The following is a 25,633-nucleotide window of genomic DNA, read 5'->3' on the forward strand; positions in this document are numbered from 1 at the left end:
AATGGTAGGAGAGTGTGAGTCACGCGATGAATTACACAGAGCTTAACAACGAAGAACTGCGACGTCTCCACCCCAAAGCCAAACAAGCTACAGCCCTGACGGCCCTTATGGTCAATGGGCTGTTGGCTCTTTTGGCCATTGGGTATCTGATTGTCGCATGGGTTAGAGACTGGGTGCTGTGGCCGGGCTGGATTGGATTAGGGATTTTTATCATTTCACTGATCTGGTACACCTGGATTCTGCCCGGATTGCGACACCGACACTTTAGTTTTCGGGTGGCTGAGGATGAAGTGGAGATCCATTCCGGCTGGTTATGGCATACGGATACGATTGTGCCGATGACGCGTGTACAGCAGGTGGAACTGGAGAGCGGTCCGCTGCTGCGAAAGTATGGACTTGCCAAGGTCAGCATCGTTACTGCCGCAGCCACACTCCATATCGCTGGACTGGAAAGAGAGGAAGCAGAGCAATTGAAGCGCAGTATCGGACATCTGGCGAAGGTGGAAGATCCCGATGAATGAACCCAAGCATCTACATAAGCTGTACATGTTATTTCCCTTTTTTAGCGTAATGAAGTCCATCATTCCCATCCTCGTTCTACTCATCATCAAAGGCGTGAACTGGAGCAAGTTTCCCTGGTATGGTTATATGGCTGCCATTGTTCTATTTACGCTTCCTTTGATTCTGTATGGGTGGTTTCAATGGCGTAAATTCAGCTACACGCTTCAGGATGATCGGATTGTGCTGCGTCAGGGCATATTTGTCCGGGAAGAGAAATCGATCTATTTCAGCCGTATTCACTCCATCCAGACACAGCAGCCTCTGATTCAACGTTTGCTCCGGCTGGCACAGCTCAAGATTGAGACGCCGGGCGGCAGCAAAGAGGCCGATGGTGTATTACCCGCTCTCGCCGTTGCGGAGGCCGAGCGGGTAGAGCAGTGGTTATATCAGAAGCGGAATGAGGCTGTGAAGAAAGCGGAAGCACCTCTCTCAGCAGAACATACTGAAGATCTTAATTCAGATGAAGAGGGAGAATCTCCTGAGCAAGAGGAGGGGCACATCCAGGCATCCCCTCCGCTTATGCAGCCAGAACGGGAGGTTCTGCTGCGGCTGTCAGCCGGCAGGCTGTTTGCCGGAGCGCTGACCACGATGAATCTGCCGCTCGTTGTTGTATTCGGTACAGGGGTTTATTCCTTCGCGGATGACCTGCTCCCTGCGCACTTCTACAGCAGCTTGGTAGAGCGGGCTGGACAACTGCCTGCAATCTGGTGGCTCGGACTGGTTCCTGTCATGTTTCTACTTGCTTGGATCTTATCAGCTGTCCTGTTCACGATTAAGTATGCCGGATTCACGGTGGAGCAGGAAGGCGGTAATATTACGATTGTTTCCGGATTGCTCGACCGAAAGAAGCATGTGTTCTCACCAGGGAAGGTCCAGGCGGTGGAGATCAGGGAGGGACTGCTGCGACAGCCGTTTGGTTATGCCGAGGTGGAGATTTTTGTTTTGACTTCAGAGACGGAGAAAAAAATGATGCTTCATCCGCTGCTGCCGCTCCGCGATGTCAATGAGCTGCTTGCCCGAATTGTACCGCAATTCGTCATGCAGCCACCCGCTAACAGACCCCCGGACCGAGCTCGCTGGTTATTCTTACGCTGGAAACTGCTTGGTGCAGCCCTGCTGGGAACGGCGGGGACGGTGTTTCTGGGCCCGATGGGTGCATTTCTATTTTTGCTTGTTCCCTTATGTGCCGTTTGGGGATACGGATGCTTCAAGGATGAAGGGCTGAGCATTCAGGGCAAGCTGTTAACCATTCGCCACCGGGCCATCTCCCGCAGAACAGCGCTGATGCGCCGTCCTCATGTGGTCACAGTGGATACTGTGGCTACCCGAAGACAGCGAAGCAAGTCCTTGTTATCCGTACGGGCGAGGCTGATGGTGAATCGCAGCGGCTTCAAAGCCATATTTCTGGAATATGGCCAGGCAAATGCCGTAAAGGAATGGTTTCGGCAGGCTTCGGATTTGGCCCAAAAATGATATAGAAAAGTAACTTAGATTAAAACGACTTGAGACTGCCAGATTAACGGCAGTCTTTTTTTTCTGTACGGAAAGCCTTGCGAAACATGATGATCGACGCAGGCATTGTCCATTTTTTTACTGCGAAAAAGGATCAAATAGGAGATAATACAATTATTGGGTTTTAAATCAGTGCATTGAATGATTTAAAGGAATGAATCCGGGAGGGATATGATGGATGAGCAATGATCGAGATCAGGGGAAAGGGAAGGGCGCCGAGTCAGGTGGATGGAGACATGCCGGCTTGCTGCTGGGCGGAGTAGGCATATCCAATCTGGGGGATTTTATCTACATTGTGGCCATTAATTTGATGGTGCTTAACATGACACAGTCCCCGGCGGCAGTTGCAGGCTTGTGGATTATCTCGCCGATTGCATCGGTATGCACCAAGTTCTGGTCAGGCAGTCTGATTGACCGCTACGACCAGCGGCAGCTGATGATTGGGGCGGATGTGGCGAGAGCTGTGCTCGTGGCATTGCTTCCGCTGATGCCCAGTCTATGGATGATGTACGGCATCATGTTTCTTGTCAGCATGTCGTCATCCATATTCGTACCTTCTTCGCAGGTGTACATCACCCGACTGGTTCCTGCTGAGCGGCGCAAGCGATTCAATTCCCTGCAGGCAATGATCAGCTCAGGTGCTTTTATTACAGGCCCAGCCATAGCCGGAGTCATGTTGATTTATCTGTCTCCTGCAGCAGCGATCTATGCCAATGCAGCTTCCTTTGTAGTATCGGCGCTTATCCTGATGTTACTGCCAAGGCTGGGCACGGGAGAGCAGAGCAGCGGTAGGACAAGGCTAACCCCTCGTCTGATCGCCCAGGATTGGCGAGCCGTGATGCTATTCAGTCGCCAAGCAGGATATGTGGTGGGCATCTATGCCTTGTTCCAGATTATTCTTGTTATTGGCATGTCGCTGGATGCACAGGAAGTGGTGTTTATCCGTCAAGTCATGAGCCTGTCCGAGTCACAGTATGGTGCGTTGATGAGTGTTACTGGAGCTGGATACATGGCGGGTTCTCTGCTGGTTTGGTTGTTCGCCAAACATTTGTCCATTCGCCACATGATGGGCGGGGGCGTGCTCTTGGTTGCGCTTGGTTATTTCCTGTTCGCTCGTTCGTTTTCGTTCGAACTTGCCGCATTCGCCTTTATTTTGCTCGGTTTGTGTTCGGCGCCAGCAAACACGGGACTGGTCACCTTTTATCAGAATAATATACCGGTAGACTTGATGGGGCGAATGAGCAGCGTACTTGGACTCATGCTGAGTGCATTGCAGGTCATTTCGATTTTGGTCATGGGTGTAGTTGCCGAAGTGATCTCTCTTCGAACGGTATATACGGTCGTTTCGGCAGTTCTGATGCTGGGTGCCCTTCTGTTATGGCTTACGAGCTGGCTTCCTTCAAGACAGTCAGTTTATAAGGATCACAGCTCTTCCTCAAAATCTCTCCATAGCTAGTCTATATCCTATTGGAAACTGAACGATTCCGTGGAAAGCTGCATATAATAGTAGAGGAATTTTGCCAAGATGATAATGATGCGTTACTTTTGTTGACATTACTTGTGTTGCATATTAATCTGTTATATGAATGATCAATCTTATAAGGACAACGTTTGATATGTGTTCAAGCGAATATATACGATACAGCGGATGAGAACGAGCGGGAGAGACCTCGGCAGGTCATTGGTTTCAGTAGGCTGCCAGGCACCGAAGGAGCAAGCCGCTGCGCACCCGGCGCAGGTGGTTAATCTCTCAGGTAAATGTACCATCGTTGGACGCAACTCTGGAGAGTGCGCGAATGCGCCACCCAAGGGGTATATGATGAGAAGGGTACCCCATGGGGGCGGCCTCTGATCATGAAACTCTCAGGTAACGAGGACAGAGAGAGGGCCTAAGGCCTTCTACTGTCCTTTTTTGATGTCATCATTCAGTAATGAAGGAACATTATGGTGCATGTCTGGATGGATAGGACGATATGGAGGGGTGCAGGATGCGATTTAAAGATGTTTTTTCAATTATTGGTCCGTCGATGACGGGGCCTTCAAGTTCACATACAGCTGGGGCAGCGAGACTGGGAAGAATTGCACGGCAGTGGCTGGGGTGTACGCCTGAACGTGCCAGGCTGACACTGTACGGCTCATTTGCCGATACGTATCAAGGTCACGGTACGGATCTGGCGTTAATTGGTGGTTTGCTTGACTATGTCACTGATGATCCGCGGATACCAGACGCCGAGGAATATGCTGAACAAGCGGGCATGGAGGTTGAGTTCTACACGAGCGGACTGCCTGCTCCACATCCGAATACGGTCAAAATTGAGTTGTGGCACGGTGAGCGTCAATGTTCACTCGTTGGTGCTTCGATTGGCGGTGGCAGCGTGTCGGTGCATACGTTAAATGATTTCCGGGTACAGATCAGCGGGGAATTCCCCACACTCGTTCTGCGTCATGCGGACAAGGCAGGGGTGCTTGCTTCCGTGACGTCTACGATCAGCTCCTCAGGGGTTAACATCGGTTATATGCAGGTAGACCGGAAAGCCCGGGATGGCGAAGCACTAACAGCGATGGAAATGGACGGAGCACCAAGTGGCGAGATGTTGGAACGCTTGCGTTCACTGGATCATGTGCTGGATATTCGCGTCATTGATTTGAAGAGAGGGGTTGATTCGGATGAGGTTTAAGCACTTGCATGAGTTGAATACGATCTGTACGGCTGAATCCAAAACCATTGCCCGGCTAATGATCGAGGAGCAGGTTCAGGAGACCAATACGCCGGAAGCGGACGTTGTGCGGCAGATGTCGGAATATTATCAGGTGATGAAAGAGGCTGTACGCAAAGGACTGACGGAGGACACCACTTCGCGCAGTGGCTTGACTGGCGGAGACGGCAAAAAGATGGCCGAATATATTCGCCAGGGCGAAACCTGCTCGGGTGACGCTTCCGCACTGGCAATGGCCTATGCCTTGTGTGTATCTGAAGTCAACGCATCGATGGGCCGGATTGTGGCAACACCTACAGCAGGTTCTTGCGGAATTATCCCTGGTGTATTCATCAGCTCCCAGGAGCGATTCGGATGGAGTGATGAGCATCTGGTGAACGGCTTATTCTGTGCAGGTGCAATTGGATATGTCATTGCCAATAACTCGTTTATTTCAGGTGCAGAGGGTGGCTGTCAGGCAGAAGTCGGTTCGGCGATCGGCATGGCTGCCGGTGCAATGGTGGAGCTGCGCGGAGGGACGCCGGAGCAGGTCGTTCATGCCGTAGGTCTCGCGTTAAAAAATACACTGGGCCTCATCTGCGATCCGGTCGCAGGGCTTGTTGAAATTCCATGCATCGTCCGCAACGGACTGGGTGCGGTAACGGCACTGGCTGCAGCCGATATGGCGCTGGCCGGGGTAAGAAGTGCCATTCCATCGGATGAAGTCATCGACGTCATGCTGGAAGTGGGAAGTGCGATGCCGAGCAGGCACCGCGAGACAGCGCAGGGCGGGTTAGCCCAGACGCCAACAGGCCGGAAAATGATGGAGAAGCTGGCGAAACCCAAAGCGAAGCGTGCGGAACCTGAAGCTGAGTCCGAACCACAGAACACGAAGGGTAATTCGAAAGAGCAGGCATAGAACGAATCTGATAGGTTAGGATCTATGACGGGAGAAAAACAGAGAAAAGCGTCCGCTGGCCTTTACAGGTCATGCAGGACGCCTTTTTTTTATTTGAAGAGCAAGAGCCTCAGCCTAACTCCGGGCTTTACAGGAGAAAGCTCATGTAATCTACAAGAATGAGGAATAAATATTTACCGTTTATCCTGACTGATATCCGTACTTAACACGGCATAACCGTATGCTGGCAGTTCAACAGCGAGAACATCGCCGTCCCTGGCCGTGCGGTGGTTACCGTCCAACAATTCGGTCCATTCTTCCGCACCCGCCTCGAATTCAATGATCGCCGTTTCCTCCGAACGATTGAACAGAACGAGAATGCGTTCATCTTCACTCTGCCGTTCGAGAATCAGCTGGCTTCCTTCAGGACGAGCTTGCAGGAATCGAACATGACCTTCTGCACGCAGAGCGGGATGGGTATGGCGAAGGGCGATAAGCTGCTGATAAAAGGTGAACAATTCACGGTCCTGCTTCGCCTCGTCCCACTCCATGCATTTCCGGCAGCCCGGATCATGGTCGCCATCCAGCCCGATCTCGTCTCCGTAATATATGCACGGCGTGCCCAGATAAGTGAACTGGAACAATGCTGCCAGTTTCATCTTGCGCTGATCACCTTCACACAGCGTCAGCAGCCTTGGCGTATCATGGCTATCCAGCAGGTTGAACGCTACTTCGCTGGCTTGCAGTGGATAACGTGACAGCTGCCGTCCGATGGAATTCGCGAACGTCTCGGCATTCATTTTATTTTTGACAAAGAAACCATTCACGGCATCGGTAAACGGATAGTTCATGGAAGCGTCGAACTGATCACCTTGCAGCCATGCCGAGGATTCATTCCAGATTTCTCCGAGAATATACGCCTCTGGATTCGCAGCCTTGACCACCCGGCGGAAATCGCGCCAGAATGCATCATCCACTTCGTCCGCAACGTCCAGCCGCCAGCCGTCCATACCCACTTCCTTGATCCAATACTCGGCTACCTTCAGCAGGTAGTCCTTCACCTCCGGATTTTCCGTGTTCAGCTTCGGCATGTGAGGTTCGAATCCAAAGGTCTCATACGTAGGTATGCCATCCTTCACATCCAGCGGGAATTCATGAACATGGAACCAATCCTTGTATTTGGACTTCTCCCCGTTCTCCTGTACGTCCACAAATGGGGCAAACGTCTTCCCGGAATGATTGAACACTGCATCGAGAAGCACTCGGATACCGCGTTCATGACACAGCTTGACCAAACGTTTCACGGTGTCTGCATCACCGAAATGCCGATCTACCCGGAGATAGTCCTCGGTATCATATTTATGATTGGTGGTTGCTTCGAAGATGGGGGTGAAATAAATGGCATTAATGCCTAGCTCACTGAGGTAGTCCAGATGATCCATCACACCCTGGAGGTCACCTCCAAAGAAGTTGGATGGTGTAGGCTCGCCGCCCCATGGTTCAACATTCTCCGGATTCAGTTCCGGATTGCCGTTGGCAAATCGCTCGGGGAAGATCTGATAGAAAATCGCATCCTTGACCCACTCAGGCGGCGTAAAGACTGCACCCTGGTGGATATAGGGGAACTGAAACATCTGCCCCGGATCGTCCGGTTCGTCTTCCTGAAAACCCGTTTCGGACATCCATATCTGCTCGTCTTCGCTTTTGAGCAAAAAGGAATATTTCAGACGATGGTACGGAGGCTTTATTTCACCTTCATAGTAGTCGAACATGGAATCTGAGGTGAACTTGGTTAAAGAGATCTGCTTTTTGGTATTTTCCCATGCGTATTTGTCGCCAGTCATGGCGTATACCTCGGTGAGATCATTCTTTTTGGCACGCAGGCGCAGGCGAACAGTATCTTTATCGTAGGCATATGCCCAGTTCCGTTTGGGTTGATGATAGATGGCTTCCAGCAGCATGTTCAAATTCCTCCCGTCTATTCACTTCATATGTACTTCATGGACATCAGGCATGGCATTTCTGTAGCTGAAGATTAAGGTATAATACTAATGAAAGTAACGGAGTAGTCCCTTTAGATGGTGCTTCGTTCATACATACAGCTTACTCCAATATGTTCAGATATATAATTAACCCAAAGGGTACAGAAAGGAAACGAATCTACGTATGAAAACAAAACTGTTATACATTGAGGACGATACGGAAATCGCGACATGGGTCAGGGCTGACCTGGAGGAACGCGGTTATGAGGTCATATGGCTGGGAAGCGGAGAGGGGGCAGCCGAAGCTGCCGGGGGCTGCTCACTCATTATTTTGGATGTCATGCTGCCCGGACTGGATGGATTTACGGTAGGACAGCGGCTGAAAAAGGAGCATCCTTCCGTGCCCATCGTCATGCTCTCGGCCAGAACCTCCATTGATGACAAGCTGCATGGGCTTGATTTTGCCGATGATTATGTAACCAAGCCGTTTCACCCCGATGAGCTCGCTGCACGCATTGAAGTACAGCTGCGCAAGGCAGGATCTACCGTTTCGTCCGATGCTGCCCTGAAGCTGGATCACCTGTCCATCTATGAGAAGGACAATCGGATCGTCAATGAGGAGACGGGGGAGGAGATCATTTTATCGGGAAAACAATTTCACATCTTCGCTTACCTGCTCAGGCATATGGGCATGATCCGTACGAAAGAACAGATTTATGAAGCTGTTTGGAACGAGCCTTATCTGGATGGGGATAAAACATTAATGGTACATATTCGCCATCTGCGCGAGAAGCTTGAACGGGATCCGGCCAATCCGTCGGTCATTCAAACTGTACGCGGGGTTGGATACCGTGTGAAGAAACCATGATCAGGTCGTTCAGTAAGCAAGAGAATCCGAAAGATGAGAGCGAAGGGAAAAAGAACGAAAAACGAAAGCTCCGATTCGGCCGCTCGCTGATGTCCCGTTACATCATTCTAATTTTATGCGCAGTGCTGTTCGTCCCTGTTGTACTTCCGATCACATCTGTCATTTATGTCGTGGTTGTCAATAACGTGAGCAAGGGCAACGCCGCTCCTTACGGTGACGTTACGCACATAAGCAATCTTTGGTCCAATGAATCGAAGAAGCTGGATCAGGCAACGCCTGCCAAGATCGACGATCGCATGAAGCAGTTACATGCCCAGTATCCCAAATCTTCAGTGTACAGAGTGGATGAGAATGGGAAAACAGCTTTTATACTTGGAGGTGAAGGCGTAGAAGTAGTTGAAACTCCGGCAAATGGCTCAACCCTGACTACTTTGAATTGGCCGCTGAATGATCAGAAAAAGGTAGAAACCCGTATTCCCGCAGTATGGGATGCTTCCTACACGATGGAATTCATGAAGGAGGCCGTCTACCGTGACCCGTTAACCGTCGTTTCATTTGTAGGTGGGGGCAATCAGGACAAAGGAAAAGGCTTCATGGTCATTGAAGTGCCTAGATACCTGCTCCAAAAATCCCAGAGCAACTGGCCGATGGAGCTCCTATATCTTGGTTTGCTGATGACGATTATTTTTCTCTTCTTCATTGTGATGTCCATTCTTTTTTTTGCACGGATTCGCAAACGGCTGATCCGTTTGCAGACAGCCATGATTACGCCAGGTAAGGAAGGCATACCGCTTCCAGTTGATATTCGCAGATCGGACGAGATCGGTCAGCTGGAAGACTCCTTCAATCAGATGGTGTATCAGCTGACCGAAAGCCGTCACAGGGAACGTGAGGAGGAACAGTTCCGCAAACGTCTCATTGCAGGACTTTCCCATGATTTGCGTACGCCACTAACGGTCATTCGTGGGCATATGCATGCTCTTCACAAGGAAGCGCTCAGCGATAAGGGCATCAGTTCATTGTCACGCATGGAGTCCAAGATGGATGATCTAAGCGGTCTTATTGATAACATGTTATCGTACAATCTGCTTGCGAGTGGTAAGTACACGCTGAAGCTGGAAGAGAAGGATGTTTTCCGGATCGTTAGGGAAACGGCCGCGGCATGGTACCCCGTATGGGAGAAAGAGCAGTTCGACATCGATATTGATCTGCCGGATGAGCCGCTGATCTGGCGTGTGGATGAACAGGGCATGCGTCGTATTCTGGATAACCTGTTTCAGAACGTGGTTCGGTATGCGGGAGACGGAAAATACATTGGCATATCCACTGAACGAATTCACGACAGAACAGCTCTGGTTATTCGGGATCAGGGTCCGGGTATGCAGCAAGAGGTGGGGGCGAAAGGTACGGGACTGGGGCTGTCCATTGTGGATCTGCTCGTCCGCGAGATGGGCCTGCGTAAAAAGGTGGATAGCTCACCCGAAGGAGTTCGGATATTTATCTATTGACCTAAGGTCTGACCTAGCACGATTTAAACTAAACTTAAACTTGGGACAACTTTAGTTTTAACCTTGGACGGTTACGATGATATCCGAGGTGATTAAACAGTGAGTGATAACATTATTCAAACGGCTAATTTATGGAAAACATATCGGGATCGTGCGGCGGTTCGCGAATTGGATCTGCATATCAAGAAGGGAGATATCTACGGTTTTCTAGGACCTAACGGCGCGGGTAAAACAACAACTATTCGCATGCTGCTGGGCTTGATCAAACCGACAAAAGGGGTCATTCGTGTCTTCGATAAAGACATTCGCAAGGATCGCATGGATATTTTGCGCCGTGTTGGTTCGCTCGTAGAGTATCCGTCTTATTACGGGCATCTGAATGCAGTCGAAAATCTAGAGGCATTGCGGCGGATCCTGAATGTACCCAAATCCAGAATTGCTGAAGTATTGTCCATAGTCGATCTGACGAGGGATGCAAAGCGTGCGGTTAAAGGATATTCACTTGGAATGAAGCAGAGACTCGGGATTGCAAGTGCCTTGCTGGGTCAGCCGGAACTGTTGATATTGGATGAACCTACGAATGGACTGGATCCAGCTGGCATTCAGGAGATCCGGGAGTTAATTAAACGCATGCCGCTGGAACATGGCATTACAGTATTGGTATCAAGTCACTTGCTCAGTGAGGTGGAGCAGATGGCTAGCCGCGTAGGTATTATTCGTGAAGGCAAAATGGTGCTTCAGGATACCATTGCAAACCTGCACAGCCAGACAGGCAGCTCTATCCGATTGACTGTTTCCGAGCCGGAAGAAGCCATGAAGCTGGCAAGAGAACAAGGGCAATTCGGTCAGCGTCAAGGGTCTGAGCTTACATTCCCATATATGGATAACAGTGCGATTGCCCTGCTTGTGCGCAGATTGGTTGAGCAAGATCACGCCATTTACCGGGTGGAGGAGCACCGACAGTCTCTCGAAGACCTCTTCATGCGGGTCATTGGTGAGGGGGCTATGGTATGACGGGACGTGCACTATCGTCGGACTGGCTCAAAATTCGTGGAAAAGGCATTTGGTTTCTTGTCTTCCTTGCACCCATCGGACTTACCTTAATGCAGGCTCTGAACTTTGGACTCCGTCTGGATTATCTAAAAGGAATATATGGTGATAACCTGTGGAATGGGCTTCTGGAGAATGTGGTTGTTTTTGTACCGTTAGCTTTAATGCTTGGCGCAACGATCCTGAGCTCCATGATTGCGAATGTTGAGCATGAGCAAGGTTCATGGAAGCAGCTTCTGGCAATGCCGATTCCGAGACCAGCAGTATATCTGGCGAAGTTCTTATTGGCATGTATACTGCTTGTGATCTCTTGTCTACTTTTGACTGCCGGAATCGTGATTCTGGGCCTCGTGTTCGGCTTCAATGCCGGAGACATTCCCTGGATTCAAGCATTCAAGCTGGGCCTGCTGCCACTGGCCGGGGCACTTCCTGTACTATCCATTGAATTGTGGCTAACGATGGTTGCCAAAAATCAGGCACTTCCGGTGACCTTGGGCATTGTACTTGCGATCACAGGCATGTTCGCACTTAGTATCTCACCAATGTTCCCGCTCGCATGGGCACAGATGGCATGGAATGGACCGAATCCATTCATGTACGCAGGGATGGGACTGGCTGCGGGTATTCTGATTATGCTGCTTGGAATGATGCATTTCAGCCGGAAGGATGTGGCTTAGCATGAACTTTGCTACGACGTATTTCCGAATCCTGTCCGCTGAACGGCTGAAAATGGGCAAGTCCCCCGTATGGCTTCTGATTCTGCTGAGTCCATTGTTAGCTTTGCTTATTGGGCTTCTCAGTGAGCCATCAGGACAGTGGGAAGTCCTGATGGGAACGATGGTCTTTTTGCATGGGATGCTGCTTATGCCGATCCTGACGGGGGTATTCACTTCATTTGTCTGCCGCTTCGAACATGCTGGTGGGGGGTGGAAGCAAATGCTGGTGCTGCCTCTCACGCGAACAGGCGTTTATGCAGGCAAGTTGACGATTGTCATATTGCTTCTGCTTTGTACCCAATTGCTGCTGCTGATATCCATTCTGATGGCAGGATGGATTCAGGGCCTTACCGAACCTGTACCGTGGTCGTTCATTATCGGCAAATTGCTGCTCGGCTTGTTCGCCTGCCTGCCCCTTGCCGGACTGCAAATGCTGGTTTCCCTGATATGGAGCAGCTTCGCAGCACCCCTTGCTCTGAATTTTGCCTTGACTGTACCGAACATACTGATTGTGAACTCGGCGAAAATCGGCCCATTCTATCCTTGGGCTCAGCCCATGCTGCTGATGACACCAACGGACGGCGGGGGGTTCGGGGCCTACAACGTACCGCTTGGTACGCTCCTTACCGTAGTCGGAGGAAGTGCGGTGCTGTTTATTCTTATTGGCATTCTCTATTTTAGAAAAAAGGAAATTTAAGATGGTGTGATGTTTAAGACTGATCTTCATCAGACCAAGATCCCCCAAGACCGTCAACCGAGTGTGTATTTCGGGTGAGGACGTGGGGGATTTTTTATTACCTCAACCAACCTTCGTGTATGGTGAGTTCACGAACTACTTTTGCGGGTGTTCCGGCAACCAGTGTATTGGCGGGTACATCCTTGGTAACCGTACTTCCCGCGGCAACGACGGCATTTTTTCCTATCGTTACTCCTGGAAGGACTAACACGCCAGTCCCGATCCAGGCGTTGTCATGAATGATAATTTTTTTGGCCATGCTGCTGCCGTCATCCAGAGAGTCAATCCGGTGATAGGCACTATCGAATATGCTTGTCCTTGGTCCAATCATGACGTTATTGCCAATAGAGATCTCGATGTTGGCAGCAATCCCCACCCCGGCGTTAATCATGACATCATCCCCAATGGTTAATCTAGCGCCTTTGACAACCGTCAGCTGTGTCCCCCAGGGTTTTCCTATGATGTTGAGTCGTTTGCCCACATGGAGATCACCGAATTTATTCAGGTATACCTTGCCTCGTATTCGTGGTAGAAGCCTTAGAGAAGGCTGTATCCTTCCAAATAAGGCCATTCCTCTTACCTTTCCATAAGCAACTTTAACTCGATTAGGCAGCATGATCTCCATCCTCTCCATAACTAAGCACGTCCTGATCTATTTCGTACTGGATGAAGTACGTTTGTACTGATGCAGGTACGCTCTTTGTGTATCGATTACAGTGGAAATGATACACAATGTATCTAAGGCGTTGTAACTAATATCCAGATTTTCAAAACACAATTTTGGGAATGGGGACCCCGATTAGAAGTTGATTTAAAGTAAAGAAGGGAAGCTTCCAACTTTTTCAATTTGGAATATTGCAATTTTTATACTAGATTGTAAGCAAAGTGAGACTGGAATCTGGTAGAATAAAAAAAGCTGTTTCTATGCAGCCTTACTTGGTTATTCGTGGGTAGAGGCTTTAAACTCTAAATGACCTTAATGAATTGTTAGAAGAAGATAAAGGCTGAGAAAAGAGGGGTAAGCCTTGGATATTAATAAAACGGAAACCCTGAAGCGGATTATTTCTGAAGGAAGTTCTTACCAATCACTGTTTTTTAATCACCCGGATGCCATATATGTGATGGACATCCATGGAAACTATATCGATGCCAATCCATCTGTAGAGCGTATATCTGGATATACACTCGATGATTTGATGCGTATTCATCCAAGTCAGGTCTGTCCGCCAGAGAGTGAACAGTCGAGGCGGGACTATATTCGTGAGGTGATTACTGGCCGTTCAGTCAGTAACAACATCACGTTTTATCATAAGAATGGTTCTGTAAGAAAAGCCGAGATTACCTACGTACCCATTACAGCAGGAGAAGAGGTTGTGGGCATCTATGGTATTGCCAAAGATATAACGGAGATTGTTGAAGTGGAGCGGAGACTCCAGGAGACGCAAGAAAAATATCAGGTGCTTGCTGAACATGCTCAAGACCTCATTACGACAAGTTCGCTGGATGGTGAGCTGCTCTATGTATCTCCATCTGTGTTTCCTTTGCTTGGGTATCAGCCGGAAGAGGTGACGGGCAAGTCCTTCAAGGATTATTGTTATCCTGGAGATTTCCCTGATCCGCTCGAGCTATCCGAGATTGGCAATGGCTGCAAAATGCGCGTGCGACACAAGAAGGGGCATTACATCTGGATGGAAACTTTGGCTAAGCCTGTAGCTGGAGAGAAGGGAAAAGGCATCCAGATTGTAAGCATAAGCCGGGATATTACCCAGCACAAGGATGCAGACAGACGCCTGAGAGAGAGTCGACAGCGTTACAAATCCTTGTTCGAGCATAATCCGGCTGCGGTGTACTCTTTGAATCTCGAAGGCAAGTACAGTGCGGTGAATCGAAATCTAGTCAAAATGCTGAATATTCCGCGCAGCAAACTCATCGGACAATCGTTTTTGTCCAATCTGGATCCATGTGAGGTAGGGCGCGGCAGAGCTTACTTTGAGCTGGTGAAGCAGGGGAAACCGCAGCATTATGAAACTCGCATTGTGAATTCCTCGGGCAAGAAGTTCGATGCATCCATCATTAATGTGCCTATTATCGTCGACCAGGAATTGGTTGGAGTATACGGAATATTGTCAGACATTACTGAACGCAAGGAGTATATGGAGCGTATTCAGGAGCTTAGCAAGCAGCATGCACTGATTCTGAATTCCGTTACAGAAGGCATATATGGTCTGGATGCGGAAGGGGTCACCATGTTTATGAATCCGGCGGCCGCTTCCATGTTTGGTTATGAAGTGGAAGAATTTATTGGCAATAATGCTCATAACATTATCCATCATTCCCGTGCGGATGGAAGTTATTTTCCAAAAGAAGAGTGTCCAATTCACATGACGGTGATGGATGGAAAAGGACGCTCCGTCAAGGAAGATGTATTCTGGCGCAAGGACGGCAGCAGCTTCTTGGTGGAATACCAGGTTACGCCGATTATTGATCAGGAACAGATCCAGGGCGTAGTCATTGTGTTCAATGATGTAACTGGTGAGCGTGAAATTGTGCGCGCCAAGGAGACGGCTGAGCTTGCAGCGCAGGCCAAGTCGGAATTTTTGTCGATGGTGAGCCATGAGATTCGCACGCCGATGAACGGAATTGTTGGCATGACCGAACTGCTGATTGGAACCGATCTATCGGAAGAGCAGCGGGAATATGCCCAGATTATTCAGGAGAGCGGGGATGCGCTGCTGAATATACTGAATGATATTCTGGATTTCAGCAAGCTGGAGTCCGGTAAAATGGCTCTTGCATACGAACCGTTCTCTCTTCGCAAAATGCTGGAGCAGGTGGCGGAGCTGTTTAAACTCCGGGCAGACGAGAAACAGCTGCAGATCAGGTATCGCCTGAATCCAACCATTCCGGAATTCATGGTTGGGGATGCCATGCGTATCCGTCAGATTCTGGTCAATCTGGTCAGTAATGCACTGAAATTTACGGACAAGGGCAGCATTGATGTCAATGTGGATATTGTTAAGGGCAGAAGGCCAGAAGATAGCGTTCTTGATTTTGCAGTGAAAGATACCGGGATTGGCATTCCTGCGGACAAGCTGGATCAGTTGTTCCAATCCTTCTCTCAGCTGCACCCGGTCATTAATCGCAAGTATGGAGGTACAGGACTCGGTCTTGTCATCTCGAAGCGGCTTGTGGAGATTATGGGTGGTAGTATTAGCGTGGAGAGTGAGGACGGGAAAGGTTCAACGTTCCGTTTTGCAGTACCTGCAACGAGTGTAGATTACGCGTCAGAAGACACAGCACGTCAATACAGTCATGATCGCACACGTCAAGGTGATAAGGTGGCTATGCGTATCCTGGTAGCCGAGGATCACCCGGTGAACCGGAAGATTTTGACCGAGTATCTGGAAAAGCTTGGCTATGAAACAGATGTATGTACCAACGGAGTTGAAGCCATTGAGGCCATCTCGCAGAATTCGTATGATATTGTGTTGATGGATATTCACATGCCGGTCATGGACGGGCTCAAGGCAACTGATCTGGTACACCGTCTGATTCCACAGGATCGTATTCCGGCGATTATTGCAGTGACGGGTAATGCCAAGCGGGAAGACAAGGAAGCCTGTCTCGAGATGGGTATGCGTGATTTCATAAGTAAACCAGTAATGCTCAGTGAATTGAAGCGCGTGCTTCAGCAATGGGGGCCGACAGATCAGCCCCAGTTGGCACCGAATTAAATATAACCCTGAGATGTTAATCCAAACAGGCCAGCGATTTCTCCTAGCAGGAGGTCGCTGGCCTGTTTGATTGTTCATGCTTTTCAATTCTGGAGTGAGTCTATAAGGCGGACGGAACGATTACAATTACGCCAAGGTCAGGCGATTAATGTTGCCTGATAATATCTCACAGGAGCGCTCGAATTTCTCGCGCTCGGAAGCATCCAGATTCAGTTCAATAATTTCCTGAATTCCGTTTCCTCCAATAATGGCTGGAACACCTGCACAGACGCCGCTTTGACCATACTCCCCCTCCAGAATGGCTGAGACGGCAATGATTTTGTGTTCATCATTAAGGATGGAGCGAGTGATATGAGCCAGTGCATTGCCGATACCGAATTGCGTAGAACCTTTGCGTGTGAAGATTTCCCATCCAGCGTCTTTGGTTTTGCGGGCAATGTCGTCGAGATCCAGGTGTTTGAAGCGTTCCTTATGCTGCTCCATAATGTGCATGATCGGTTTGCCTCCAATGGTCACATGGGACCAGGCTACGAACTGGGACTCCCCGTGCTCCCCAAGAGCATATCCGTGCACGCTGCGCGGATCGATGGAAAACACTTCAGATAGCAGCGTTTTGAGACGGGAGGAATCAATGGAGGTCCCTGTGCCAATGACATGCTCACGCGGAAGACCGGATAACTTCCATACCATATAAGTTACTATGTCAACCGGATTGGCTGCGACGACAAAGATGCCGTTGAATCCGCTATTCATGATAGGGAGTACGATGTCCTTGGCAATCGATTCGGCCTCCTCCAGAATATCCAGACGTGTCTGGCCTGCTTTTGGATTGGCTCCTGCAGTCAGGACAATGACATCCATGTTTCCGCAATCTGCATATGTCCCGGCATATACTTTGGTACGATTATGTGTAAAATCCATACAATGCGAGAAATCCAGCGCCTGCGCCACAGCACGGTCATACGTCCGATCCACCATCATGATTTCCCTGCATATCGACTGATTGATCATGGAATATGCACAACTTGAGCCTACAAGACCCGCCCCGATCACCGCTACTTTACCTGATTTGCCTAACACTGTCGTTCAACCCCCATATCCTGATCATGTAATTGTCCTGACTTCAAGCCATATGTTAAGTATAGTCCTATAATTTATGCCGGAATCCGTTTCTACGTTACATAAGATAACACATGGAAAAGCAGTGCAGCAATGATATCCTCTGTCGCGGGAGCGTATTGGAGTAGTGGAGTTAACAAAATTGACATGAATATCCTGTTTTCATAAACCGACGGCGTCTGCACCGGCATAATTCGACGTGACAGGATTCCTCTTCCATGTCGGAATAAGAGAGATTTTTACGAATAACAGACGTGACAAAAGTTCTTATGAATCCCTAGAAACAGAACAAAACCGCCAAAGGGATCGAGCCGGACGTTGACGAATACCTATGGCAAGCTAAACAAAAGCCATTTGTTCATGAGACAGGTTGCCCGATCCGATGACAGTTCCAGAAGGGAACGCTGAAGCCACCATTTCGAATTCAAAAGACTTCATTCCGGGAGGGAATAATGATGATTGAAGAAGCAGGAGCAACGACGGAAACGGCCAAGAGCCTGGGCATAGGAGCCAGTACTCTTCGTAAATATGCGGCAGCACTTGAGGAACAAGGATATCGATTCGAGCGTTCCGCCAACAAGTCCAGATTGTTCAGATCGGACGATATTCAGTGCATTGAACGATTAATGACGGAACTGAGGGAACATAACCTGCCGCTTGCAGATGCCGTGGTGACGGTCCTGTCTCCGAACGTGCCAGAGAGCACGGTAGAGATGACTTCTGAGAAGGAATGTGCAGCAGCCGTGCTGCCTGCCGTATTCCCTGAAGAAACGGAGCCGACTGGCCATCTTCGATCCTATGAAGGTCTGGGTCAGCTTGTGAATGAAGTGACCTTCGGGATGATCGAGCCACAGGATGATCGTGTGCAAATGCTCCAGCAGCGGGTGGATGAACTGGAGTTAACGCTGAAACAGCTTGCTGATACGCATACGGCTCTCCAGGATCAGATGGAGAAGCAGCGTCTATGGATGAATGAGAAGCTGGAAGAAGAACGGGATCGTGAACTGGTCACCAATCTGCGCAGCTTCCAGGGCCGTAAACGCAAACCGAAAGGGACTTCGCTGCGTATGCTCTTTGGCTTGCTGCCCAAGAAACACAAGGAAGCGTGACGGCAGAGGGGTTGCCGTGATTTCGTGCAGACAGCCTGATATAATAGCTCCATAGTACAACAAGAAAACTGGCTGTTACGACTGCTCGAATGTGCCTGTGAAGGGTCGGGTGAAGTTCAGAAGTCGCCGGTGTGGGAGGACAAGTGGAGCTGCAACGAAGCTGGCAAAGATTTGTGAGTCTGTGGACAGACCGTCCTCGGCGGGAAGGTTCTCTGATTTCGGGACGTTACCGAATTCAGGAGCTGCTTGGTATGGGGAGTTATGGACTCACCTATTTGTGTATCGACGAACTGAATGGCGAGGAAGTGGCGTTAAAGGAATCGAAGCCCAGCAAAGGCAGACTTTCTGCCCGGCTGCTGGAACGGGAAGCGGACGTGATGAGCCGGATGGATCACCCGGCCATCCCGAAGCTGCTGCATGCATTCATATATAAGAGGAGAAGCTACATTTCCACAGAGTATATCCGGGGAGAGACATTGGAACAGTGTATATTTGAACAGGGCCGTAAATATACAGAGCAGGAATGCTTGGCACTGGCTCTGCAACTGCTGGAGCCTGTGGCCCACGTTCACGAGCGGGGATATATCCATGGGGATGTGCGCATACCCAACGTTATTTTGCGTGATGAGCGCGTACATTTGATTGACTTCGGTCTGGCACGGCGTATGGGGGAGCCGTTGTTGCCTGAGCTGAAGCGAAGAATGCGGGAACTGCCCACGCCGGAGGATGAGCCGGCTGTACCTGATCAGGATCTGCAGGATCTGGGACACTTTCTTCTGTTTATGCTGTATTCGGCATATGAGCCTGAGAAGGGCAAGGCACCTGCAAGCTGGCAGGAAGAGCTGAACCTAACGCCTGGTTTGCACCACATGCTGGAGAGACTGCTGGGGCTTCGCCCGGGATACACAGAAGGAGCGCCTGAATTACAGGCCGAGATAGAACACTTGCTGGATTCTTATTAAAAGTGAACCGGAAACGCCAATAGGGGATGTTCTGCTGCCGTGAGATACGGCTGGCTGAACATCCCCTATTGGCATATATCATCATTGCAGCACCATATTAACTGGAGCTGTATTTTCTGCTTTTGTAATAACCGGAACCATGGCGGTTATCCCTGTATTTCATATCGGACGATGAATATCGTTTATAGCTTCGTTTGCCTGAGGAGCTGCTGTGGCGTTTATAGGAGCGTCTGTCCGAGGAGCTATAGCGCCTTCGGTGAGATGAAGATTTGGAATCAATGAGTTTACCAATAATTTTTTTGAACATGGATAATCATCCTTTCTTCTTCAACCGTTTTAAGCATATACGTCTCTTTGGTTAGGAGGGTTTCGAGTTTTTTATGGAATGTGGTATTCATTGCTCACGAGGTTGGCGTATAATAGGATGTTGGAGCTTTACCGATTGTACGAATTTTTTATTTTGTGCGTTTCGCGTTACAATAGAAGACAGGATAAGATCATAACGGACAGGAGAAGTTGGAATGATTACGTTAAAAACCAAAGAGCAGATACAAAATATGAAAAAGGCAGGCGAAATTCTCGCCGCGTGCCATAAAGAAATTGCGAAAATGATTCGTCCAGGGATCACCACCCAGGAGATTGACCAGTTCGCAGAAGCTTTTATGAAGAAAAATGGCGCAACACCGGAGCAAAAAGGGTACAACGGGTACCAATATGCGACATGCGCGTCTGTAAATGACGTGATTTGTCATGGCTTTCCGGGAAAATACGTACTGCAAGACGGCGATATCGTTACGATTGACATGGTCGTTAATCTGAATGGCTGGCTGGCCGATTCCGCGTGGTCTTATGCAGTGGGGCAAGTGACACCGGAAGCCCAGCATCTGCTGGATGTCACCAAAACGTCCCTCTACAAAGGCATTGAGCTTGCCGTAGTTGGCAACCGGATCGGTGATATTTCCCATGCTATTCAGACGTATGCTGAAGGGGAGGGCTTGTCTGTCGTACGTGAGTTTATCGGTCATGGCATCGGCGAGAAAATGCATGAAGAACCGCAAGTGCCTCACTATGGTCCACCGCATCGTGGTCCCCGCCTCAAAGAAGGCATGGTCATTACCATAGAGCCCATGTTGAACATCGGAACGTACCGCAGCAAGCTGGATGCGGATGGCTGGACAGCCCGTACGCAGGACGGAAGCCTGTCCGCTCAATACGAGCACACCATCGCCATCACAGCAGATGGTCCTGTAATTTTGACAGCGCAGGAATAGTGAATCAATTATGGCAATAGAATGATATTTGATGTTTTCAAGGCGGCCCACGTTTGTGATCCGCCTGTTTCGGTTTAAACTATTAAGAGTCAGTATTTGACATATGGGCTACGGAGAGCATCGTGGGGATTCTGAATTGCTAACGGTGGCTTCCAGAACAGCTATATCCAAATGCTCGAAAAGATAACATATTGTGCTGGTGGTATAACATATACGATGATAAGGGTTATACGCAGGCCACTGGCAACAAGGAGGTCATGAAGTTGTCTCAAAATGAACAGATCGTACTAGCATCCCGTCCGGAAGGTGCACCATCCAGGGATAATTTCAAATTCATTCATACTCCGCTCCCTGAACCGGAAGCAGGACAGGTTCTGGTGCGTACATTATATTTGTCGGTTGACCCTTATATGCGGGGCCGTATGAAGGATACGAAGTCTTATGCACCTCCGTATGCGCTGAATGAAGTGATCAAAGGTGGAGCAATTGGACAAGTGGTGGACTCGTCAGAACCCAATCTGCGCAAAGGTGACTTCGTCTCCGGCATGTGGGGCTGGCAGCGGTATGCGGCTGTCAACACGGGAGATCTCTCGCTGATCGATACGGAGGAAGCGCCGCTTACAGCCTATCTTGGTGCCCTTGGCCTGACGGGCCTGACGGCTTACTTTGGCATGGAGGATATCGGCAAACCGAAGGATGGCGAAACGGTGGTGGTATCCGGCGCAGCGGGAGCCGTTGGCATGATCGCCGGCCAGATCGGCAAGATTGTCGGAGCAAGAGTGGTTGGAATCGCAGGTTCTGACGAAAAATGTGCCTATCTGAAAGAAAAGCTCGGGTTCGATGTAGTCCTCAACTACAAGCGGGAGAGTGACATGTCCGCAGCGATTGAACGGGTATGTCCAGACGGCGTGGATGTCTATTTCGATAATGTTGGCGGAGACATCTCGGATGCCGTGCTCAGACATATCAATCGAAATGCGCGTATTCCGCTGTGTGGACAGATTTCGTCCTACAATTCGGAGAAGCCGGACATCGGTATGAGACCGCAGACATTGCTTTTGACGAATACCGCGCTGATGAAAGGTTTTCTACTCGGGGACTATGCCAAGTCCTTCAAGGAAGGGCGCGCCAAGTTGGCAAAATGGATGAGGGAAGGCCTCATTCAATATGAGGAGAACATTGTGGAGGGGTTTGATCAGACACCGGAAGCCTTTATGGGACTGTTCTCGGGAGATAACCTGGGTAAACAGCTGGTGAAAGTTGCAGACCCCGAGTAAGATCATGCACTACCCTATGTGCCATGGAAGCAAGGCGAGATAAGCAGAAAAAAGACACGTTCCGCATTCCTATATGCCGAGAACGTGTCTTTTATTTTGACTTCGTCGCTTAAGCTCAAGCCGATGCAGCGACGACTTCTTTGTAGTGTTTATACATATATACTCGCCAGCGCACGATCATGCCGAAGGCCAGAAGGAAGAACAATCCACCTGTTTGCGGAATGGTAACGTACTGCTGAATAACTTCATGCAGGATCAGACGTACCGCCAGCAAACCAAGCAGAATGAAGGCAAAGCTGCGGGAACGGGTCGCGAATATCTCCTCGTTTACCTTTTCAAACCGGGTACTGCGAATGAGAGGATACGAGAAGATGAACCAGCCAACCAAAAATGCAATCAATGCCCACCATAACGGAAAATGTGTCTCTGGTACAACAAACATAAAAAATCCGGTACTCATGCCCAGTGGGGGAATCAGAATTTTGCGTATGGTCACCGGTCTGTGACTGGCTTTCAACCGAATGAAAATGGCAAGCAATGCCATGATGAGCATACCCAGGGTTGCACCGATCTGAAGGTAAGACGGACTGATTTGAGCCACGAAAATATCCCTCTTTCTGGAATAATATATGTTCCGTACATCCGGATCATCAAACAAATCATAGAATTTAATGTTTCTATATATAGATTCTATTATATCACAAACCAAGAAAGCCGATAGAATGCTTAGTGCATCATTTGTCCGAATACGGTATAACGAGATTAACACAGTTTGGTATTGAAAATTTGTATTATTTTACCCATTGCAGGTGCATTTATGCGATCAAGGGCAAATTAGGTAATCAAGCACGATATCGATGCACAAAGAGAGCAAGCAAGACACCCTGGGAGGAAGACACAGCATGAAAAGAAACCACAGGCCGCTAACCTTATGGTTGCTGGCTTGTCTGACAGTGATATCGGTCGGTCTGGTTGTCCCCTGGATCTGGTGGCAATCTCAAGCGCCAGTGCTGCTGAACATCATGATTATAGACAAAACGGCTAATGCACCTTCTCCAGGATATAAGGGCCTGGTTTGGCTGTTGAATCAACAGAAGATTGTACAGAAGACCGGAGAACGATACGTTTATGACGAAAACGAGGATGAGGTTAACCTCCTAATGCATGCTTCTCCAATAACGAAAAAACTTCCGGACGAAGTCACTGAAACGGATCTGATCTATCTGGCTTCATCGAAAACAAACGTTGCATCTCCTGTTAGTCTCAGAACGAAGAAAGTCGAGGAGGACGCAGGGTTAACAGTTTATGATGCCCTTAAAATTCGCGAAGCAGCCAGCAGAGGGGTCGCCGTCGTTGCAGAGTATAATACACAATCCTTATGGACATCGGATAAGGTCAGGGAGCAGCTTCATCCCATTTTGGGCTTGAAGAGCAGCGGGTGGCGGGGGAAATACATATCCAATCTGCAGAGCCGAGTTCAAGTGCCTGAGCAGGTACGTATAGATTATGAGCGTATTGCTGGTCAGGATTGGCCGTACTCCGGAAAGGGCATTCTCCTGGTGCATGAAGATGGCCGGATCATCGTGCTGCGTGGCGGCAAGGATGTTCAGACAGCAGAGATCAAGCTATCTTTTACGGAGAAAGGCAGACAGTGGAGCGGCATTCAGCAGGAGTTCCAATATACCAGCTGGTTCGATGTTGTCGTGCCGGATTCGCCAGAATCGATACTCGCAAGATATAAAACGAGCCTGACTCAAGAAGGACGGCAGAAGCTGATTAATGCCGGTATTCCGGGTGATTTTCCGGCTATCCTTCGTAATGATGGGGATTATCAGTCGTATTATATGACAGGTTCATTCGGAGAGATGGAGCATTACTCATTCTGGCGCAGGATCAAGGGATGGGATGTCATTAAAGAGTGGCTTACACCGAATCAAAGAGAAATACCGGATATGTTTTACTGGAAGGTATACGTACCTGTCATGAAACAGATTCTGAAGGAAGTTGAAGCCGAAGAGCATGTGTGGCCATAGAGAAAGACCTTTCGGAGAGAAACGGCCGAAGGTAGAAAGGGATGCAGTGTAGTGCTGCATCCCTTTTCTGATATTTACGGTGTAGAGTAGTCAGTCCTGGTGCAAATGCTGAAGCCCGTTAAGGAAGGCCTGGACGGTCAGGTGCAGGCTCTCATTGGAATCGAAATCCATGTTGAACCCGCCCTGGGCTTCAATGGATGCGAAGCCATGGCACAGGCTCCTTAACCCGCGCACCGCATGCAGCGCTTCGGCTTCGCTGAGCGGGTAGGGCTGCAATGCATGCAGCAGAATGTCCAGCGTAGCTGTGCTGGCTGCGGCAAGCTCCGGTTCATGGATATCCGGAGCGTGGAACGAGGCTTCGTACAGCCCTGGATGCTGGCGGACAAAGCCGATATAGGCTGCGGCGATGGCCTGAATGGCCTCGTCGCCCGTGCGTTCAGCGGCAGCCGTGGCAAGTGCCTGGCTGAGCTGCAGTACAGACATCAGCGCCAGTTCCTGGCGAAGCCCGGGAAGCCCGCTGATGTGGTTGTACAGCGACGGGGAGCGCACGTCCAGCCGCTGGGCCAATGCGGCCAGCGTCAGCGCCTGGAAGCCGTCGCTGTCGGCAAGCTGGGCCGCGGCACTTAGCAGTGTGCCGCGATCCAGCCCCTGCCGCGGGCTCACAGGTGCCCCCCGGCAGGGCGCAGCCGCTGCTCCGCATCAGCCGCAGCCGCACGCATGGCGGCCGCTGGCTGGCGCAGCATCCGTCCGTGGCCTACCGCCAGCACGGACGGTTCCAGCTCGGCCAGGTGCTTCGCGCTGGACAGAGCCAGTTCCCTGTTCCACGTCGCCAGCGCGGGGAACGGGAAGAGCGGGCGCACGCGGCCGGAGACGGCGAGGCCGCCATGCAGCTGATACGCGTCGCCGGCAATGAGCACTCGGCTGCGCGTATCCATGAAGGCCATATGCCCTGGCGTATGGCCTGGAGAAGCAATGGAGATCAGGGAACCAATGCGATCGCCGTCTTCCAGCAGCCGGTCCGGGCGGGTGCGGATGCCCTTCGGCACACTGCCGCGTACCGGGGTCTGGGGTTCTCCCGGAAGCAAGGCAGCATCTCCTGCCAGCAGCTTAGCATCCCGGCTGGAGATGGAGACTTCTGCTGAAGGAACTGCCTCCTTGAGGCCATCCAGCGCACCAACGTGGTCGCCATGGGCATGGGTCAGAATAATCCGGGTGATCGGTTTACCAAGGGACTCGGCGGCAGCAAGAATCCCCTTCAGACTAAATGGCATCCCCGCATCAATGACGGTTACACCATCTTCTTCTTCCACAAGATAGACGTTCACAGGGAAAAGACGGGGGAGAAAGGAAATCTGGATAACGTCATGTTCACGAGTTAATCTCATTCAATTGGCCTCCTAAAACTAATGGTATTAGTAATATAACTAATGGCATTAGTTTTTGCAAGATGTCTTATAAAATAAAAAAAATCGAGGAAAATCTTCTCTTTACAAAAAAAGCGTTTTCAAATTGAGAAATACCGATTATAATGATGACGTAAGCCCTTTCATATGTCTATCTTTTTGGAGCCATTCGCGATGCGATTGGCTCACTTTTTTGTT

General features: G+C 49.8%; 22 protein-coding genes and 2 riboswitches. Of the genes, 16 read left to right on the plus strand and 6 right to left on the minus strand.

From position 1 onward, the window contains the following. The first annotated feature begins 26 nt into the window (after positions 1–26). The 5 genes from MHB82_RS02265 (at position 27) to sdaAA (ending at position 5,688) form a co-directional block, all read left to right on the plus strand. A complete protein-coding gene (locus tag MHB82_RS02265; RefSeq protein ID WP_341173707.1) occupies positions 27–521 on the plus strand; it encodes a PH domain-containing protein in 495 nt (164 codons plus the stop codon). Beyond that, on the plus strand, positions 514–2,034 hold the full coding sequence (locus MHB82_RS02270) for a PH domain-containing protein (RefSeq protein WP_341173708.1): 1,521 nt from the start codon (positions 514–516) through the stop codon (positions 2,032–2,034). Before MHB82_RS02265 ends, MHB82_RS02270 begins: the two co-directional genes overlap by 8 nt. Positions 2,035–2,251: 217 nt before the next feature. Further along, the gene (locus MHB82_RS02275) at positions 2,252–3,529 is read left to right on the plus strand and encodes an MFS transporter (protein ID WP_341173709.1); all 1,278 of its coding nucleotides are present in this window, start codon (positions 2,252–2,254) and stop codon (positions 3,527–3,529) included. A gap of 193 nt (positions 3,530–3,722) precedes the next feature. Beyond that, positions 3,723–3,848: riboswitch (glycine riboswitch) on the plus strand. A gap of 4 nt (positions 3,849–3,852) precedes the next feature. Further along, a riboswitch (glycine riboswitch) is annotated at positions 3,853–3,955 on the plus strand. A 106-nt stretch (positions 3,956–4,061) separates the two neighbouring features. Beyond that, entirely contained in the window at positions 4,062–4,751 is a 690-nt protein-coding gene (sdaAB, locus tag MHB82_RS02280; protein ID WP_341173710.1) for an L-serine ammonia-lyase, iron-sulfur-dependent subunit beta, read from the plus strand. Next, positions 4,741–5,688 carry an L-serine ammonia-lyase, iron-sulfur-dependent, subunit alpha gene (gene sdaAA, locus MHB82_RS02285; RefSeq protein WP_341173711.1) on the plus strand — a complete coding sequence of 316 codons (948 nt, stop codon included), beginning with the start codon at positions 4,741–4,743 and terminating at the stop codon, positions 5,686–5,688. Before sdaAB ends, sdaAA begins: the two co-directional genes overlap by 11 nt. 173 nt (positions 5,689–5,861) lie before the next feature. Here the strand turns inward: sdaAA and MHB82_RS02290 are convergent, their stop codons facing one another. Next, positions 5,862–7,628: an alpha-glycosidase gene (locus MHB82_RS02290; RefSeq protein ID WP_341173712.1), complete on the minus strand. Its 1,767-nt coding sequence runs from the start codon at positions 7,626–7,628 to the stop codon at positions 5,862–5,864. A gap of 205 nt (positions 7,629–7,833) precedes the next feature. Between MHB82_RS02290 and MHB82_RS02295 the strand changes: the two genes are divergently transcribed. The 5 genes from MHB82_RS02295 (at position 7,834) to MHB82_RS02315 (ending at position 12,488) form a co-directional block, all read left to right on the plus strand. After that, positions 7,834–8,517 (plus strand): response regulator transcription factor, encoded by a 684-nt coding sequence (locus MHB82_RS02295; RefSeq protein ID WP_095361558.1) that lies wholly within the window; start codon positions 7,834–7,836, stop codon positions 8,515–8,517. Further along, positions 8,514–10,025 (plus strand): HAMP domain-containing sensor histidine kinase, encoded by a 1,512-nt coding sequence (locus MHB82_RS02300; RefSeq protein ID WP_341173713.1) that lies wholly within the window; start codon positions 8,514–8,516, stop codon positions 10,023–10,025. The genes MHB82_RS02295 and MHB82_RS02300 overlap by 4 nt, the downstream gene beginning before the upstream one ends. 99 nt (positions 10,026–10,124) lie before the next feature. Beyond that, entirely contained in the window at positions 10,125–11,039 is a 915-nt protein-coding gene (locus MHB82_RS02305) for an ABC transporter ATP-binding protein (RefSeq protein ID WP_095291735.1), read from the plus strand. Next, the gene (locus tag MHB82_RS02310; RefSeq protein WP_095361556.1) at positions 11,036–11,752 is read left to right on the plus strand and encodes an ABC transporter permease; all 717 of its coding nucleotides are present in this window, start codon (positions 11,036–11,038) and stop codon (positions 11,750–11,752) included. Before MHB82_RS02305 ends, MHB82_RS02310 begins: the two co-directional genes overlap by 4 nt. 1 nt (position 11,753) lies before the next feature. Further along, the gene (locus MHB82_RS02315; protein WP_095361555.1) at positions 11,754–12,488 is read left to right on the plus strand and encodes an ABC transporter permease; all 735 of its coding nucleotides are present in this window, start codon (positions 11,754–11,756) and stop codon (positions 12,486–12,488) included. Between the two features lie 97 nt (positions 12,489–12,585). On the opposite strand, the gene MHB82_RS02320 is transcribed toward MHB82_RS02315, so the two are convergent. After that, on the minus strand, positions 12,586–13,161 hold the full coding sequence (locus tag MHB82_RS02320; RefSeq protein ID WP_258377568.1) for an acyltransferase: 576 nt from the start codon (positions 13,159–13,161) through the stop codon (positions 12,586–12,588). Positions 13,162–13,552: 391 nt separating this feature from the next. Between MHB82_RS02320 and MHB82_RS02325 the strand changes: the two genes are divergently transcribed. Then, positions 13,553–16,261 carry a PAS domain-containing hybrid sensor histidine kinase/response regulator gene (locus tag MHB82_RS02325; protein WP_341173714.1) on the plus strand — a complete coding sequence of 903 codons (2,709 nt, stop codon included), beginning with the start codon at positions 13,553–13,555 and terminating at the stop codon, positions 16,259–16,261. 126 nt (positions 16,262–16,387) lie between these two features. On the opposite strand, the gene MHB82_RS02330 is transcribed toward MHB82_RS02325, so the two are convergent. Beyond that, entirely contained in the window at positions 16,388–17,341 is a 954-nt protein-coding gene (locus tag MHB82_RS02330; protein ID WP_095361553.1) for an L-lactate dehydrogenase, read from the minus strand. A gap of 494 nt (positions 17,342–17,835) precedes the next feature. On the opposite strand from MHB82_RS02330, the gene MHB82_RS02335 reads away from it, so the two are divergent. From MHB82_RS02335 to MHB82_RS02350, 4 genes are all read left to right on the plus strand, one after another. Beyond that, the gene (locus MHB82_RS02335; RefSeq protein ID WP_095291744.1) at positions 17,836–18,489 is read left to right on the plus strand and encodes a hypothetical protein; all 654 of its coding nucleotides are present in this window, start codon (positions 17,836–17,838) and stop codon (positions 18,487–18,489) included. 143 nt (positions 18,490–18,632) lie between these two features. After that, a complete protein-coding gene (locus MHB82_RS02340) occupies positions 18,633–19,451 on the plus strand; it encodes a serine/threonine protein kinase (RefSeq protein ID WP_341173715.1) in 819 nt (272 codons plus the stop codon). A gap of 521 nt (positions 19,452–19,972) precedes the next feature. Beyond that, a complete protein-coding gene (gene map, locus MHB82_RS02345; protein ID WP_095291747.1) occupies positions 19,973–20,722 on the plus strand; it encodes a type I methionyl aminopeptidase in 750 nt (249 codons plus the stop codon). Positions 20,723–20,979: 257 nt separating this feature from the next. Then, complete coding sequence (locus MHB82_RS02350; RefSeq protein WP_341173716.1) at positions 20,980–21,999, plus strand: NADP-dependent oxidoreductase; 1,020 nt, start codon at positions 20,980–20,982, stop codon at positions 21,997–21,999. A gap of 115 nt (positions 22,000–22,114) precedes the next feature. On the opposite strand, the gene MHB82_RS02355 is transcribed toward MHB82_RS02350, so the two are convergent. Then, on the minus strand, positions 22,115–22,600 hold the full coding sequence (locus MHB82_RS02355; RefSeq protein ID WP_176476192.1) for a CcdC family protein: 486 nt from the start codon (positions 22,598–22,600) through the stop codon (positions 22,115–22,117). Positions 22,601–22,901: 301 nt separating this feature from the next. On the opposite strand from MHB82_RS02355, the gene MHB82_RS02360 reads away from it, so the two are divergent. Beyond that, the gene (locus tag MHB82_RS02360) at positions 22,902–24,032 is read left to right on the plus strand and encodes a hypothetical protein (RefSeq protein WP_341173717.1); all 1,131 of its coding nucleotides are present in this window, start codon (positions 22,902–22,904) and stop codon (positions 24,030–24,032) included. Positions 24,033–24,122: 90 nt separating this feature from the next. Here MHB82_RS02360 and MHB82_RS02365 read toward each other — a convergent pair whose 3' ends face one another. Next, entirely contained in the window at positions 24,123–24,695 is a 573-nt protein-coding gene (locus MHB82_RS02365; RefSeq protein ID WP_341173718.1) for a TetR/AcrR family transcriptional regulator, read from the minus strand. Continuing rightward, positions 24,692–25,417 carry an MBL fold metallo-hydrolase gene (locus tag MHB82_RS02370; RefSeq protein WP_341173719.1) on the minus strand — a complete coding sequence of 242 codons (726 nt, stop codon included), beginning with the start codon at positions 25,415–25,417 and terminating at the stop codon, positions 24,692–24,694. Before MHB82_RS02370 ends, MHB82_RS02365 begins: the two co-directional genes overlap by 4 nt. Positions 25,418–25,633: the final 216 nt, after the last annotated feature.

The organism is Paenibacillus sp. FSL K6-2862 (assembly GCF_038005125.1).
GTDB lineage: Bacteria > Bacillota > Bacilli > Paenibacillales > Paenibacillaceae > Paenibacillus > Paenibacillus illinoisensis_A.

Coding starts and splice junctions, on each gene's coding strand:
- MHB82_RS02290 (WP_341173712.1), bottom strand. CDS start 7,628: ATGCTGCTGGAAGCCATCTATCATCAACCCAAACGGAACTGGGCATAT.
- map (WP_095291747.1), top strand. CDS start 19,973: ATGATTACGTTAAAAACCAAAGAGCAGATACAAAATATGAAAAAGGCA.
- MHB82_RS02270 (WP_341173708.1), top strand. CDS start 514: ATGAATGAACCCAAGCATCTACATAAGCTGTACATGTTATTTCCCTTT.
- MHB82_RS02300 (WP_341173713.1), top strand. CDS start 8,514: ATGATCAGGTCGTTCAGTAAGCAAGAGAATCCGAAAGATGAGAGCGAA.
- MHB82_RS02335 (WP_095291744.1), top strand. CDS start 17,836: ATGATTGAAGAAGCAGGAGCAACGACGGAAACGGCCAAGAGCCTGGGC.
- MHB82_RS02320 (WP_258377568.1), bottom strand. CDS start 13,161: ATGGAGAGGATGGAGATCATGCTGCCTAATCGAGTTAAAGTTGCTTAT.
- MHB82_RS02310 (WP_095361556.1), top strand. CDS start 11,036: ATGACGGGACGTGCACTATCGTCGGACTGGCTCAAAATTCGTGGAAAA.
- sdaAA (WP_341173711.1), top strand. CDS start 4,741: ATGAGGTTTAAGCACTTGCATGAGTTGAATACGATCTGTACGGCTGAA.
- MHB82_RS02360 (WP_341173717.1), top strand. CDS start 22,902: ATGAAAAGAAACCACAGGCCGCTAACCTTATGGTTGCTGGCTTGTCTG.
- MHB82_RS02315 (WP_095361555.1), top strand. CDS start 11,754: ATGAACTTTGCTACGACGTATTTCCGAATCCTGTCCGCTGAACGGCTG.
- MHB82_RS02350 (WP_341173716.1), top strand. CDS start 20,980: ATGAAGTTGTCTCAAAATGAACAGATCGTACTAGCATCCCGTCCGGAA.
- MHB82_RS02265 (WP_341173707.1), top strand. CDS start 27: ATGAATTACACAGAGCTTAACAACGAAGAACTGCGACGTCTCCACCCC.
- MHB82_RS02295 (WP_095361558.1), top strand. CDS start 7,834: ATGAAAACAAAACTGTTATACATTGAGGACGATACGGAAATCGCGACA.
- MHB82_RS02275 (WP_341173709.1), top strand. CDS start 2,252: ATGAGCAATGATCGAGATCAGGGGAAAGGGAAGGGCGCCGAGTCAGGT.
- MHB82_RS02370 (WP_341173719.1), bottom strand. CDS start 25,417: ATGAGATTAACTCGTGAACATGACGTTATCCAGATTTCCTTTCTCCCC.
- sdaAB (WP_341173710.1), top strand. CDS start 4,062: ATGCGATTTAAAGATGTTTTTTCAATTATTGGTCCGTCGATGACGGGG.